Source organism: Chryseobacterium sp. 1B4 (assembly GCF_036631475.1).
Lineage (GTDB): Bacteria > Bacteroidota > Bacteroidia > Flavobacteriales > Weeksellaceae > Chryseobacterium.
On record NZ_JAPNUF010000007.1, the window covers coordinates 1,199,614 to 1,213,565 of the forward strand.

The window sequence follows — 13,952 nt, forward strand, 5'->3', positions numbered from 1 at the left end:
ATCCTGATATCATCAAAAAATAAAACCTCACTGTCCAACAGCGGGGTTTTATTCTGATTTTTAAAGCCAATCTTATTTCTTCAGGAATTCAATGGCTTTGGCAACAAATGTATCATGGTACTGATAAAAAGAGGCATGTCCCGAATCAGGAAAAATAACCAGTTCTGCATGGTCTAAATGCTGAGCCATATTTTTAGCATTCTGAACAGACACCGGAAGGTCATTTTCACCATGTACAATCAGTACCGGATTTTTAATTTTCTCTATTTCCGTAAGGGCATCAGCATTAGGCTGGGCCCAGCTCAATACAGCTGTAAACTGTGCGTTGGAAGCAGCATCGCTCAACGGAAGATCCCGGTCCGTAGTACGGAGCTGAATTCTTGCAAAAGAAGCTTTTCCTTCCGCAATACTCTGCGCAGATTCTGTGAACCCGAATTTCAGAAATGAAGCTTCGGGACTTAATCCTGCGGTTCCTGCAACAATATCAGGCAGATTAGACAACCCGATTGCTCCCTTTGGTCCTGTGCCGGTTAAAATCACTTTATTGACCAACGACGGATTGGTCAGCACTATTCGCTGTGCAACAAATCCACCCATAGAAAACCCCATGATATTCACTCTGGTCAGATTCAATGCTTTGATAAAGTCTGCCGCATCATCGGCCATTGCCTGCACCGTATTGGGGTGGTTCCTTTTGAGGAAGCTACGCCTTTATTATCAAAGATGATTACTTTATATTGTTTTGCAAGACCATCTGTGACTGCAGGATCCCAGTCATCCATAGAGCCGCCTAACCCCGGCAGCAGTACCAATGGAATCCCTTCTTCTTTTCCTAAAACGCGGTACGCAATGGCATTTCCTTTAACGGTTATGAATTGGGTCTTGGCAGTTTGGTGGTTTCTGTTTTGTACCTCCTGTAACGTGGGAGGCTCGTTTTCTTCCGTACAGGATACTGTTGCTACAGTAAAAAGAGTTAAACATAGTAATAAGCTTAAGACGGAGGTTTTTCTGATTGTTTTCATTGTAGTTTATTTTTGTTTGATTATGGTGCAAACATAAAACACAAAAACAGGCAGAACACGTGAAAGCTTTATCAACAGGACATTTTAGTGATTCAAGTAGACAATTGGGATTGCGAAATTAAAACCGGATGTTCAAAACGTTTTAAAAATATTCTATTTTGTTTTTAACGAGCCAAGAGTTTTCATCGCCTTATCAGTGTCTTCTTTCGCTATAAATATATGGTCATGGAAATAAGCGGCTACTACATTGCAGCTGATATTTTCGTTTTTTAAGGCATTGGCAAAGGCAGCGGTAAGCCCTACGGCTTCCAGTGAAGAATGAATAGTAAGGGTTATCCATGAAGAAACATAGCTGTAAGCCATATTCCATTCATCTGCTACGGATCTCTGCAGCACAATGGTAACAGCTTCATGCTCGCGGAAGAAAAACAGAATCTTTTCTATATCCGGAATTTCATCTAAGGTTTCAATGGGACAAAACACATATTCTCCGGCATTCAATACCGGTTCCATCTTTTGAAGCAATACAGCTAAGTCTTTTTCTCCTGACATTTTTTTGTCTGCAAAACTAAGATATAGGCAGCAACATTCATTTATCATTTGATAAAAACCCTATTCGTTGCTATTTTATCAGTATTTTTAAAAGATTTTCCATCCAAAAAACAAAAAAGGAGGCTGACTGCCTCCTCTTTGTTTTGTACTGTAACCTATCAACTGAACCTCACTATATGTGTTTGTGTTTTTTGATCATTTGGTTTTTTTAAGAAGTCCGCTTAAGGTTATTCATACACTTCTTTAATTTCATCGTTGTGTTATTAATTTTCATCATTTGTGTTTTTATAACTACCGTTTATTATTTGTATAGTTATAAATCATCATTTGTTTTTTGTGTATGAAATTCCAATAATTAGAAGCAATTCTCATTTGCTTTTTCATTATTTAAATTTCACATTACAAAGGAACAACTTTATAAAATAAAATCCTCTATAAACCCCATCGATACATATCGATCGATTTATAGATATTTATCGATAAAATATAATATCCTGATACAATGAAGTGATGAACTTTCTTAAAAAACTACAGCTTATGATGGGTTTTGATAAGGTCAACAAGCTCAACCATATTTTCGATCTTTAATTTTTCAAAAATATTTTTTTAATTGTGCTTACTGTATTTTGTTTGATATTCAGACTGTTTGATATTTCCAGGTTTCCATATCCTTCAGCATAAAGTTCTGCAATCTGCAGTTCTCTTTTGGTTAAAATGCTGAGAGGGCTTATAAGATCCGGATTGTAAACAAACTGTACCAGAAGATTTCGTAAAAGATCAGAAAAATATTCTCCCTTCTCGATAAAGGTTGTCAGAGCCTCCCTTACCTCTTCTTCTTCACTCAGTTTGCTCAGGTAACCATTAGCGCCGGCTTTGATAAATTTAAGTCCGTGCAGATCCTCTTCAAGTCCCGTAAAAATTAAAATTTTCATATCAGGATTTACACTTTTCATCTGAGGAAGAATATGAAGACTGTTTCCGTCCGGGAAATGAGCATCAATAATTGCCATCTCTATTCCTTTTGATTCAACCAGTTCCAATACCTGATGTAAAGAAGAAGTCTGATATACCTTCGCGTTAGGAACAATATCACTGATAACAATTTCCATTCCCTGGCGCACAATGCTGTGATCATCTGCCAGCAGGAATATAATCTCTTTATTTTGAATTGATGTTTCCATTATTATTACTATTTAAATTGATCCTGAATGTCACTTTCGTTCCTTTGTGCAGTTTACTTTCAACCGATATATCACCATCGAAAAGCTCTACAATTTCTTTTACCAGGTTAAGGCCAAGCCCTGCTCCCAGATTATCCACTTCATCAGATACTATTCCCTGATAATACGGATTAAAAATTTTACCAAGATCAGATTCTGATATTCCCACTCCGGTATCTCCTACTGTTGTAATCAGGGTGATTTTATTTTCGCCGGCAGGTTCTGTAGCCATTACAAGATCAATCTGACCGTTTTCCGTAAACTTGTTGGCATTTCCGAGAATATTCATAAAAATCTGATTGATTCTGATATTATCCGAATATACCATTATATTTTCAGGAATTCTGTCCGTGACCACAAATCTGTTGTTCCTGGTTTCCAGATAAGGTGTAATTACCTTTACGATAGAACTGACCTCATCTTTAAGGTTGAAAACTGATTTTATAAGTTCTTTTTCAGCATTTTCATTTTTGGTGTATTCCAGGATCTGATTAGACTGCAGAAGCAAAGTACTGTTCGTAAACTTGATTGATTTAAGATAATCCCTGATCGTTTCATCCTTTGTGGTTCTGTGAATTTTATCAATGAAAATATTGATGATTTTTAATGGTGACCGCAGATCATGGCTCAGCATTCCAAGAATCCTGTTTTTGAAATTAAGATTCTTTTAATCTCTTTATTGGCAGCATTAAGTTTTTGTTCATAGATAAATGCTACTCGTGTAAAATACATGATCAGGATAGATACAATAAACATCAGAATCATCAGTCCCAATACCAGATAAGTCCTTATCCTGTTATTGTTTGAGCTCTGCTCGTTATACTCTTTTTCCAGCTGGGCTTTAAAATCATTGATTGCATTTTCATACACCTCTATCAGCCCGTTGCTATACACCAGCAGCTTACTGAAATTGCTGTAAAACTGTAAGCTGTTTTTCTGATTCCGGGCTGCCAGGAGCTGTACTTTTTTCACTTCGGCAGCATAATGTTTATCCATAGACTTTAAAGTATTGTCCATTTTGGATTTTACCTGGGAAAGATCCAGCGTTTTGTTGTTGGTCATCGTAATTACCGTACTTTCCTTCTGTACATCCACCTTTCCTGTTACAGCATCTTTTAAACGTCCGAAAAAGCCTTTCTTTTTAACGGTATCGGCATAAGTACGGGTTTGAATTTTGAAATCTTCAAAATCATTTTTATACTTGGCAGGTACATACTGCTTATCTTCAATATTGGCAGGCGGGTTCAGGGAAGTCTGGTACACTGAATCTATTAGTGTTTTCAGTTTTGCAACTTTCACTGTATCCCGGCGGTGAAGGGCCAGCATTTTTTCAGTCCCGGGCTGGTATTTTCATATTCCCCTATTTTGTCAAAATTCAATTTCAGCTTTCTCAAAGACTGGAAATACAGCTGCAGCTCTTTATTATCCTGAGTCGCCATATATTTCTGAAGATGCTCCTGGGCATCCAGGAAATCTTTCCTTGAATGATCTGTCAACCCACCCAGGGCACGGCTTTCTTCCAGCTGATCTTTAATAAACTTCAGCTTTTTCCGTTGACAAATTCGTTATAGAAAAATATGGCGATAATGACCTGTATCAGCAGAATACAAAGGATCAATGAGTAATGAACAAGTTTTCTCAATTTAAAATTTAAGAATTTATATTTCATATTTGTTTATCAGTTAAATTAATTTCCTGACTACATAAGTTCATGAGGTATTAGCCTTTAACAATATACCATTATTTTCAATAATTTCATAATACCGGTATATCATCCAATTGGCAAAGTTAAAGTAATTTTTGTCTTCTTATAATAATGAATATTTGATAAAACCCCGGGAATTTAATTTTTTTGCTATTAAAACGTCTTACAGACATTCAGTTTTATTTACGTAAATCTGTTTTTTTAGATCAATTGCAAAAGTTAGAGGCTCTATAAAATATTCTAAATCTGTTGATTTATTTTATCTGATGAACAATATCTAATCGGCAACGTATGAAAAATAAAAGATCATTAATCAAATGGAGAAGCCGTATGCGGGCTTCAGGTTTGAATTGAATATCTTTATTTATAGAATATTCTTTCCGGCGGTCATCCATATCAGAATTTTAATTGGTATCCGGCCTTCTTAAGATTTCTAATCATTACCTTTATTCATTCAAATTATATTCTTATCCATATCACCATCATTAGTATTTTCTATTTTTCTGATGAAATCCTGAGATGATATTTTCCTAACTTTTCAGTTTGAAACGAAACAAAGAATATCCCGGACAATTCATTCGGTTATCCGGGAATTCAAACCAATAACAGCAAAACAGCTTTATCATCTTATGACAGACAAAAATTTTAATCCTCAGAGAGGCTTTATATTCAGCAAACATGTGCCGGAGGAATTATCGCATTTTGACCGGGTCTTTGATGTGTTCAAAGATTTGCTTACCCACACTTCCGGAGACATCGAAGAAGCTTTCGAGTGGCTTGATATGCTTGACCAGGAATATGATATTTTCAGTGATGAATATACCCTTCAGGATTTTGAAGAAGATCTGAAAAAAGAGGCTATATCAGGGAAGAAGATCCAGAAGAGGGAAATACAGGAAGCGGAAAAGGTAAAAATATATTAACCCCCAAACTGGAGGCAGCCCTTCGGGAATATGCCCTGGATCAGATTTTCGGAAAACTGAAGAAAACCGGAGCCGGAAATCACCGCACCAGCAAAACAGGAATCGGAGATGAACGCGACGGCGAAAACCGATCGTATCAGTATGGAGATGACCTGGCAGCAGTGAACATGACTGAAAGCTTAAAAAATGCCCAGATCAATAACGGCATCTCAGATCTTCACCTGACTGAAGATGACCTCATCGTAGAGGAAACCAAACATAAGGCTCAGATGAGTACTGTCCTGATGATCGATATCAGCCACTCCATGATTTTATATGGTGAAGACCGCATTACTCCGGCCAAAAAAGTAGCCATGGCACTTGTGGAGCTGATTAAGCGTAAATACCCTAAAGATTCCATCGATATTATAGTATTCGGGAACGAAGCCTGGCCCATCAAGATCAAAGACCTTCCCTACCTGAAAGTAGGACCTTATCATACCAATACGGTAGCTGGTCTGGAGCTGGCCATGGATATTCTGCGCAGAAAAAGAAATACCAACAAACAGATTTTTATGATCACCGACGGTAAGCCCAGCTGTATACAGCTGCCCAGCGGAGAGTTTTATATGAATAGTTTTGGGTTGGATGAAAGGATTGTTAACCAATGCCTCAACAGAGCGGCACAGGCCAGAAAACTCAAAATTCCTATCACAACCTTCATGATTGCGCAGGACCCTTATCTCCGTCAGTTTGTAGAAGAATTTACCGCTCAGAATAAAGGAAAAGCTTTTCTGACAGGACTTTCAGGCTTAGGACAAATGATTTTTGAAGATTATGAGAAAAACAGAATAAGAAGAATATAAAAGCAGAATTCCCTTAAAACATTACCATAAAATCTTACCAGATAATTAGTATTACAAGACAATGAAAAACGATATTACATTCAAAGAATTAAAAGACTCCGGTTACACCCATAAAACAATTAATGAGGAGATCCAGGCCAACCTGATTGCCAGGATTAAAGCTAAAGAGCCCGTATTTGAAGGTCTTTGGGGGTATGAAGATACTGTTGTTCCCCAATTGAAAAAAGCAATTCTTGCCAGCCACCACATCAATCTGCTTGGACTGCGCGGACAGGCAAAAACAAGAATAGCAAGAAGTATGGTCAACCTGCTTGATGAATATATGCCTGTTGTAAAAGGATCAGAAATCAATGACAGCCCATTCCATCCGATTTCAAAATATGCCAGGGATCTTATTGAAGAACTTGGCGATGACACTCCGATTTCCTGGGTACACCGCTCTCACCGTTTTTATGAAAAGCTGGCCACCCCGGATGTAAATGTTGCCGATTTAATCGGAGATATAGACCCTATAAAAGCAGCTACTTTAAAACTCCCCTATTCTGATGAACGTGTTTTACATTACGGAATGATTCCACGTGCCAACCGTTCTATCTTTGTTTTAAATGAGCTTCCGGATCTACAGGCAAGAATCCAGGTTTCTCTGTTTAATATTTTACAGGAAGGAGATATACAGATCCGTGGTTTCCAGCTGAGAATGCCTCTTGATATTCAGTTTGTATTCACAGCCAATCCGGAAGACTATACCAACAGAGGAAGTATTGTAACTCCGCTGAAAGACAGAATCGGATCCCAGATTTTCACCCATTATCCAAAAACAATTGCCCTTGCCCGTCAGATTACGGAACAGGAGGCATTGATTTCTGCACAAGATAAAGCACAGATACAAATTCCAGATCTGGCTAAAGACCTTTTGGAGGAAGTTGCTTTTGCAGCCCGTATCAGTGAATATGTAGATGCAAAAAGCGGTGTCAGTGCCCGTCTGACAATCAGTGCTATGGAAAATTTAGTCGCAGCAGCCAAATTACGGCTGATTGAATCCGGTGAAGAGAGAACTACCGTCCGCCTGCTTGATTTCATGTCAATTATCCCATCTATTACGGGAAAAATTGAACTCGTGTATGAAGGTGAACAGGAAGGTGCAGATTATGTAGCCAAAATGCTGATCGACAAAGCTGTGATGACACAGTTTGAAAGCATATTCCCGCGTATTTCCAAACTGGAAAAAGAAGGAATCAAAACGCCGTACACAGATCTGATCAGATGGTTCAATAAAAATCACCTGGAACTTAATTACAATGATACGGATGAAGAATTCTATGCTAAACTTGATAAAATAGAACCTTTGGTAACCGTTGTTGAAGAAAATACTTCCGAACTGAGTGCTGAAGACCGGAATTTCTGTAAAGAGCTTGTGCTGTGGGCACTAACCATCAGCAATAAAATTGACAAATCTGAAAGCCAGAATACTTTCACATTTGATTCTCCCGGAATCGGTCAGTTTTTACGCAATTAAAATAAATATTTGACACATTTAAAATAAAACCTTCAGCCTGAGCCTGAAGGTTTTTTTGTTCACAAAATTGAAAGTTATTCATCAAAAAATACCGTAAATTTGCCCCGTCCATCTCAAAAAGATGGTTTTCCAGTTTTATGATTATGAAAAAAACAGCAGTTTCTTTATTGGCCCTTCTTCTGAATATTGTTTGTCAGGCACAGAATTTTGATGTGATTCCCTTAGGGATATATGGTGGGGAGCAGGAAGATAATTTATCAGCTTATCTGGTAGGTGCACCTAAAGATAATGCATTTCTTTGCCTTGATGCCGGTACTGTCAATGCAGGCATCCGGAAAGCCATTCAATTGAAAAGCCTTGACGGAACTACAGAAACAGTTCTGAAGGATCAGATAAAAGGATATTTCGTCTCGCATGGTCACCTTGATCACCTGTCAGGTCTTATCATCAATTCCCCGGCTGATTCTAAAAAAGATATTTTCGCTATACCTCCGGTAATTCAGATTTTGCAGAATCATTATTTCATTACAGATACCTGGATTAATTTTGCCGATCAGGGTCAGAAACCAATCCTTGGAAAGTATCATTACAATGAGCTTCAGGAAGGAACCGAAATTCCGGCACCTAAAACACCGTTTTTTATAACAGGCTACGAATTAAGCCATGTGAACCCTTACAAAAGCAGTGCTGCACTGGTAAGAAGAGATGATCACTACCTTCTTTATCTGGGAGATACCGGTGCTGACCGTATCGAAAAGTCTGACCGCCTTGACAACCTATGGAAGACTATAGCTCCTCTTGTTAAAAAAAGACAGTTAAACACCATATTAATTGAAGTTTCTTTTCCTAACAGCCAGCCGGAGCATCTGCTCTTTGGGCACCTTACTCCTAACCTACTGATAGAGGAACTGAGCAAACTGAAAGAAAAGACAGGACAAAACAGCCTTGAGAACCTCAGCATTGTGGTTACTCATAGAAAACCTACCGGAGATAATCCCGAACTTATTAAAAAAGAATTATTACAGAACAATCCTTTAAAAATAAACTATATCTTCCCTGAACAGGGTAAAAAGATAAGTTTGCCATAAGAACCAATTGAAAGATGAAGCGGCAATATGCTTCATCTTTATTTTTACAACCTGAAATTCAATCAGTTAAAATAATTTTTTTAAAATTAAAATCTTTCTTTCATTGTTTTACGAATTTAACATCGTAATATTGCAATATAAAATAAGAATAATGGGAGTTACTAAAACTGACATTTACACGCAAGAACAGAATAAGCTGGCTTCGCTTCTAAAAGTTTTGGGGCATCCGGCAAGGATAGCCATCTTACAATACATCATCAATCAGAAAGCATGTATTTGTAATGATCTCGTTGAAGAACTTGGACTGGCACAGGCTACTATCTCACAACATTTAAAGGAATTAAAGAACATTGATATTATCAAAGGTTCCATTGAAGGGAAATCCGTATGCTATTGCATTAATGAAAGCACCTGGAAAAATTTCAAAATGAATTTAATCTGTTCTTTAATCAGGATGTCACAATAAAGCAATGCTGTTAAGCATTTTTTTACACTTCAACATCGTAATATTGCAATATATAATTATAAAATCAATACATTTAATCTCTAAAAATACCTATTATGAAATTATCAGAAATTAAAGAAATTCTACCTACTCTCAAAAGTGTTGAATTTCAATTGGAAAATGGAACTTTTGTACCTGAACATTTCCATGTAACGGAGATCGGTCAGATTATAAAAAAGTTCATCGATTGCGGAGGAGTGATCCGGAGTGAAAAAGCAGTAAACTTTCAGCTATGGAATGCCAATGACTACGAACACCGCCTTAAGCCGGGAAAACTGCTTCACATTATACAGCTTTCAGAAGAAAAATTAGGTATAGAAGATTCGGAAATTGAAGTGGAATATCAGGGTGAAACCATCGGTAAATATGATTTGGAATTCAACGGGAGAAATTTTATCCTTAAAAATAAAACTACAGCATGCCTTGCACAGGAAGCTTGTGGAATCCCATCTGAAAAACAAAAGAAAAACCTGTCTGAACTGTCTGTAAACCCAACATCGGCCTGCACTCCGGGATCAGGTTGCTGCTAATTAATTTTATTAGAAACTTATGTATCAGGAATTATTAAATACGGTTCAATCTCTGAAATGGGAAAAGACAGATACTGACAGAAAAGAGGTTCTGGAGCCACTAATCAGCTTTATCCAGCAAAAAGTGGATGATAGAAAGGAAGTCAACCTGAATTTTATCTGCACCCACAATTCACGACGGAGTCATCTGGCACAGATCTGGGCACAGACAGCTGCTTCTTTCTTTGCGATTCCGGAAGTTCATTGCTATTCCGGAGGAACGGAAACAACGGCATTATTCCCTAAGATTGCGGCAACTTTAACCGATCAGGGGTTTACAGTTTTCAGTGTTTCTGATACAACCAACCCTGTATATGCTGTAAAATATGGTGATAACAGTCTTCCAATAATTGGTTTTTCAAAGAAATACGACAGCCTGTTCAATCCTGTATCCGGTTTTGCTGCGATAATGACATGTTCACAGGCAGATGGCGAATGCCCCTTTATTCCTGGTGCCGAAAAAGAATCCCCATTACATTTGAAGATCCAAAAATCTCAGACAATACTCCAGATCAAACAGCAGTGTATGCTGAAAGAAGTTTACAGATTGCTGAAGAAATATTCTATGTGTTTTCAAAAATCAAAAAATAATCATGCAGGTATCATTGAGATCAAATTCTTTATCATAGGTATACTATTCCCATTTTGTATATTTGAATACCTATAACAACCATCATTTTGGAAAATATTATCAATCATTTTAAAAGTACCTACCCCTTAATAACGAAGAAATACAGGCTTTGAAAGACCGCGTAACGGAACGGAAAATTAAACGCAGACAGTTCCTTTTGCAGGAAGGGGATGTATGTAAGTATTTCACGTATGTACAAAGCGGGTGCTTTAAAATGTATGGTGTAGATGATAAAGGTGTGGAGCACAATCTTGTTTTTGCGGCTGAAGATGACTGGATTTCAGACATTGGCAGCCTGCACAAGGAAATCCCTTCCAAATTGTTTATCGAAGCAATTGAGCCATCAGTGGTTCTGCAGATTTCCAAAGGAGATTTGTGGTATCTGTATACCAATTATCCAAAATTTGACAGAAACTTTCGAGTCATCATTGAAAATAAATATATTGAACTTCAGAACCGGCTGCTTCAAACGTTTAGCACAACTGCCCTGGACAGGTATGAAAGCTTCATCAGCCAGTATCCTCATCTGGCCAACAGGTTACCCAATACACAAATTGCTTCATATCTGGGAGTTACTGCCGAATTTCTGAGCAAAATAAAGAATGACAGGTTTAAAAAATAACTTATACCCTTAAACTAGATTAAGGGTATTTCTTAAGATACCTTATAGGCGGCAAATAGTAGTTCATTGCAACTTTGTAATGTCGATATTGACAAACAATTTAAAACAGAGTAATGAACACAAACAATTCAACAACAAAAGTTGCCGTTATAGGCTTAGGAAACATAGGTAAAACTATTGCTGCCAACCTTATAAAAGGCGGTCATCCGGTTATCGTATCGTCAAGAGAAATCGAAAAAGCAAAAGGTTTTGCAGGAGAGCTGGGTGAACTTGCCGATGCAGAGGAAATATCTGCTGCCATCCATCATGCAGATGTGGTTATTCCGGCAATTTATTTTGATAAGATTAAAGAATTTTTAAAACAGTATGCCGAAGAGCTGAAAGGAAAGATCATTGTGGATGTCTCAAACCCTATTGCACCGGATGGGAACGGGGGGGTTAAAAAGATTATTGATAAAGACACCTCAGCCGGCCAGATACTTTCATCTTTAATACCTAAAGAGGTGCATTTCATTAAAGCTTTCGGAACATTAGGAGCCGCCTCCTTGTCGGGATCTGCATTTTCAGAGCCTGAAAGAAAAGTTCTTTTCTATGCTTCAGACAGTATTAACAGTAATAAAGCTATTGAAGAACTCATCATTGACAGTGGTTTTGAACCTTTACACATAGGCAGTATCAGCCAATCTATCCGTATTGAGGTATTTGGTGATCTTCATGAGTTTGGCAGATTGGGTAAACCTATATCTATTAAAGAGGCTAAAAACGCTCTTAATCAGCACAAAGAATAAAACCAGCTATTATGAAAACAGTTATCATAACGGCAGTATTGCTATTCAGTGTAACAGCCTGCCAGAAAGATATAAAGCAAAAAAAGACAATTCTGCAATTCTAAATTCAACAGCAATGGAAAACCCAACAACAAAGACAGGAATAGAAAAGTCATTACATATTTACTTTGATGCTCTGAACCAATCAAGTGTAGAACAGGCAGCTGGCCAGTATACCTCGGACGGAATTTTTATGCCAGCCGGACTGCCAACTGCTTCCGGAACATCAGAACTTACAACGGCCTATAAAAACATATTCCAGGCAATTCAACTTAATGTAAATTTTAAAATCGAAGAAATCGTAACACTTGACGATAATACCGCATTTGTCCGTACACAATCAAACGGAACGCAATTAATACATGCCAATGGCCAAAAAACTGAAGAGCTTAACAGAGAGTTCTTCCTGATGAAAAATGAAAATGGTGCCTGGAAGATTTCACGGTATATGTTCAATCAACCCAAATAATCAGGAATGCCTGTAAACTCTTAATTATATAATAATTTTAAGTTTTAAGTCATATTTATTTTCCCATAAAAAAGCTCCTGAAATCAGATATTTCAGGAGCTTTTTATCGATTGGTATCAATTCTTGACCAGTTTATAATTTCCACTGTCCTTATCCTTACTTATGGTGTAGCCGTCAGACAGTTCAAGGATCCAGCCATCCCCGGATATTTTTTTATTTTCAGTTTTCACCGGATTTGATATTGAAATTTTATCCCAATCAGGGCTCATTAATGCCCCGTTTTCTACTGTCAGGATGCCCCATAAATCTGTAACCCTGATATTGGGATATACGGTACCTTTATCTTCCAGCGGGACAATATTTCTTGGATCAAACGAAACATTCATCTTCTCAAATCTGATCTCAAAATGAGGCTGTTGAATAAATTTCAGCTTATATTCTGCAATAAGCTTTTTAGTCCGTTCTTCTCTTTCTGCTTCTTCTTTAATAATTGTTTTACCATTATAATCATCATATAATTCCTCAACTGCTTTCTGCAGATCAGCCGGAATTGTAATCTTGAATGCTTTAATGAAATAACCGGTCAGATCTGTTTTTGCATCAATTTTTTTGTTCCAGCCTTTATCTTTATTATACAACAGATATCCATAAACAGGAGTCGTATGATAAGCAAATGATCGTACAAAGGTGGGGTTTTTCATAAAATCATCTATCCCGTTCAAAAGAGATGACCTTGCGTCCTCTTTATTTCTGCCGCTCACAACAAGCCCTGTAAACTCGGCAATTCCTTCGTTCAGTTCCAGCAAATTTTCTGCAGCCTCTGAACCGTTATAAAGTGTATTCCTGTATTTTCTAAACGTAAATGCACTGGTGAGATGCTGCTTTAATTCTTTTTCTGAAGATGAGCGGACTGCCTGTTTCAGTGCCTCCAACTCTAACCGCAGATAAATTCTCCCGTCTTTTTGATCAAGATGATTATTCTCCACATTATTGAGCGTAAATCCTAATGAAGGCTGGATCCTGTGAAATGATTCATGGGCCAGCAGATTGATTCTGTTTTGCCGGTTTTGAGAAAGAGGAAGCATGATCATCGCCCATTTTTTTCCACTCCAGTTAACAGCTGTATTGGCAATGTTAATGTCAGGAGGCAGAATTCCGGAAAAAATATTTCCGTTTTGTTTCAGAATTCCTTCTGCATCTTGCTCGTTGGAAAAAACTTCTCTGGTCTTCGGATCTATTAAAATTGTGGGGCCATATAAATCTTTGTCCCAAAGCGTGATATTCTTCGCTGAAGCGGTTTTTAGCTCATCGAAAAAAATAGAAATTGTATCAGGGGAAATAGATTGCTTTTGTGCTTTTACACCCAATATAAACAAAAAAAGAAAGATGTAAGAAAAGTCTGCTTCATGGTCAGATTCTTGTGGTTTTATCACTGAATAGTAAATACATACCAAAAAT

Annotated in this window: 14 protein-coding genes and 3 pseudogenes; 9 read left to right on the forward strand and 8 right to left on the reverse strand. The window is 37.5% G+C overall.

All coding sequences use genetic code 11. The features are described from left to right. Positions 1-72: 72 nt before the first annotated feature. From OWR28_RS15645 to OWR28_RS15675, 7 genes are all read right to left on the reverse strand, one after another. Complete coding sequence (locus OWR28_RS15645; protein ID WP_332387398.1) at positions 73-666, reverse strand: alpha/beta hydrolase; 594 nt, start codon at positions 664-666, stop codon at positions 73-75. Beyond that, positions 630-1,022 (reverse strand): alpha/beta hydrolase, encoded by a 393-nt coding sequence (locus OWR28_RS15650; protein ID WP_332387399.1) that lies wholly within the window; start codon positions 1,020-1,022, stop codon positions 630-632. The genes OWR28_RS15645 and OWR28_RS15650 overlap by 37 nt, the downstream gene beginning before the upstream one ends. 153 nt (positions 1,023-1,175) lie before the next feature. Beyond that, on the reverse strand, positions 1,176-1,574 hold the full coding sequence (locus OWR28_RS15655; protein ID WP_332387400.1) for an ACT domain-containing protein: 399 nt from the start codon (positions 1,572-1,574) through the stop codon (positions 1,176-1,178). A gap of 584 nt (positions 1,575-2,158) precedes the next feature. Beyond that, positions 2,159-2,755: a response regulator transcription factor gene (locus OWR28_RS15660; RefSeq protein WP_332387401.1), complete on the reverse strand. Its 597-nt coding sequence runs from the start codon at positions 2,753-2,755 to the stop codon at positions 2,159-2,161. Further along, entirely contained in the window at positions 2,733-3,428 is a 696-nt protein-coding gene (locus OWR28_RS15665) for a HAMP domain-containing sensor histidine kinase (protein ID WP_332387402.1), read from the reverse strand. The genes OWR28_RS15660 and OWR28_RS15665 overlap by 23 nt, the downstream gene beginning before the upstream one ends. Next, complete coding sequence (locus OWR28_RS15670) at positions 3,422-4,120, reverse strand: hypothetical protein (RefSeq protein ID WP_332387403.1); 699 nt, start codon at positions 4,118-4,120, stop codon at positions 3,422-3,424. The genes OWR28_RS15665 and OWR28_RS15670 overlap by 7 nt, the downstream gene beginning before the upstream one ends. Further along, on the reverse strand, positions 4,090-4,290 hold the full coding sequence (locus OWR28_RS15675; RefSeq protein ID WP_332387404.1) for a hypothetical protein: 201 nt from the start codon (positions 4,288-4,290) through the stop codon (positions 4,090-4,092). The genes OWR28_RS15670 and OWR28_RS15675 overlap by 31 nt, the downstream gene beginning before the upstream one ends. Positions 4,291-5,128: 838 nt before the next feature. Between OWR28_RS15675 and OWR28_RS15680 the strand changes: the two are divergent. From OWR28_RS15680 to OWR28_RS15720, 9 genes and pseudogenes are all read left to right on the forward strand, one after another. Next, positions 5,129-6,267, forward strand: a pseudogene (locus OWR28_RS15680) (vWA domain-containing protein). Positions 6,268-6,328: 61 nt separating this feature from the next. Continuing rightward, complete coding sequence (locus OWR28_RS15685) at positions 6,329-7,783, forward strand: sigma 54-interacting transcriptional regulator (RefSeq protein ID WP_332387405.1); 1,455 nt, start codon at positions 6,329-6,331, stop codon at positions 7,781-7,783. Between the two features lie 143 nt (positions 7,784-7,926). Further along, complete coding sequence (locus OWR28_RS15690; RefSeq protein WP_332387406.1) at positions 7,927-8,871, forward strand: 3',5'-cyclic-nucleotide phosphodiesterase; 945 nt, start codon at positions 7,927-7,929, stop codon at positions 8,869-8,871. Positions 8,872-9,022: 151 nt separating this feature from the next. After that, positions 9,023-9,351: pseudogene (locus tag OWR28_RS15695) on the forward strand (ArsR/SmtB family transcription factor). Between the two features lie 81 nt (positions 9,352-9,432). Beyond that, entirely contained in the window at positions 9,433-9,906 is a 474-nt protein-coding gene (locus OWR28_RS15700; protein ID WP_332387407.1) for a DUF6428 family protein, read from the forward strand. A 19-nt stretch (positions 9,907-9,925) separates the two neighbouring features. Then, positions 9,926-10,536, forward strand: a pseudogene (locus OWR28_RS15705) (arsenate-mycothiol transferase ArsC). A gap of 149 nt (positions 10,537-10,685) precedes the next feature. Further along, complete coding sequence (locus tag OWR28_RS15710) at positions 10,686-11,198, forward strand: Crp/Fnr family transcriptional regulator (RefSeq protein WP_332387408.1); 513 nt, start codon at positions 10,686-10,688, stop codon at positions 11,196-11,198. A 113-nt stretch (positions 11,199-11,311) separates the two neighbouring features. Beyond that, positions 11,312-11,986, forward strand: a complete 675-nt coding sequence (locus tag OWR28_RS15715; RefSeq protein WP_332387409.1) for an NAD(P)-binding domain-containing protein — start codon at positions 11,312-11,314, stop codon at positions 11,984-11,986. A 115-nt stretch (positions 11,987-12,101) separates the two neighbouring features. Further along, positions 12,102-12,494, forward strand: a complete 393-nt coding sequence (locus OWR28_RS15720) for a nuclear transport factor 2 family protein (protein WP_332387410.1) — start codon at positions 12,102-12,104, stop codon at positions 12,492-12,494. Between the two features lie 116 nt (positions 12,495-12,610). Here the strand turns inward: OWR28_RS15720 and OWR28_RS15725 are convergent, their stop codons facing one another. Then, on the reverse strand, positions 12,611-13,927 hold the full coding sequence (locus OWR28_RS15725) for a hypothetical protein (protein WP_332387411.1): 1,317 nt from the start codon (positions 13,925-13,927) through the stop codon (positions 12,611-12,613). Positions 13,928-13,952: the final 25 nt, after the last annotated feature.

What these genes read in the sequence shown, in the direction of transcription:
- OWR28_RS15720 (WP_332387410.1), top strand. Translation starts at nt 12,102, where the DNA reads ATGGAAAACCCAACAACAAAGACAGGAATAGAAAAGTCATTACATATT.
- OWR28_RS15645 (WP_332387398.1), bottom strand. Translation starts at nt 666, where the DNA reads ATGGCCGATGATGCGGCAGACTTTATCAAAGCATTGAATCTGACCAGA.
- OWR28_RS15700 (WP_332387407.1), top strand. Translation starts at nt 9,433, where the DNA reads ATGAAATTATCAGAAATTAAAGAAATTCTACCTACTCTCAAAAGTGTT.
- OWR28_RS15670 (WP_332387403.1), bottom strand. Translation starts at nt 4,120, where the DNA reads ATGCTGGCCCTTCACCGCCGGGATACAGTGAAAGTTGCAAAACTGAAA.
- OWR28_RS15655 (WP_332387400.1), bottom strand. Translation starts at nt 1,574, where the DNA reads ATGTCAGGAGAAAAAGACTTAGCTGTATTGCTTCAAAAGATGGAACCG.
- OWR28_RS15690 (WP_332387406.1), top strand. Translation starts at nt 7,927, where the DNA reads ATGAAAAAAACAGCAGTTTCTTTATTGGCCCTTCTTCTGAATATTGTT.
- OWR28_RS15715 (WP_332387409.1), top strand. Translation starts at nt 11,312, where the DNA reads ATGAACACAAACAATTCAACAACAAAAGTTGCCGTTATAGGCTTAGGA.
- OWR28_RS15665 (WP_332387402.1), bottom strand. Translation starts at nt 3,428, where the DNA reads ATGCTGAGCCATGATCTGCGGTCACCATTAAAAATCATCAATATTTTC.
- OWR28_RS15650 (WP_332387399.1), bottom strand. Translation starts at nt 1,022, where the DNA reads ATGAAAACAATCAGAAAAACCTCCGTCTTAAGCTTATTACTATGTTTA.
- OWR28_RS15660 (WP_332387401.1), bottom strand. Translation starts at nt 2,755, where the DNA reads ATGGAAACATCAATTCAAAATAAAGAGATTATATTCCTGCTGGCAGAT.
- OWR28_RS15685 (WP_332387405.1), top strand. Translation starts at nt 6,329, where the DNA reads ATGAAAAACGATATTACATTCAAAGAATTAAAAGACTCCGGTTACACC.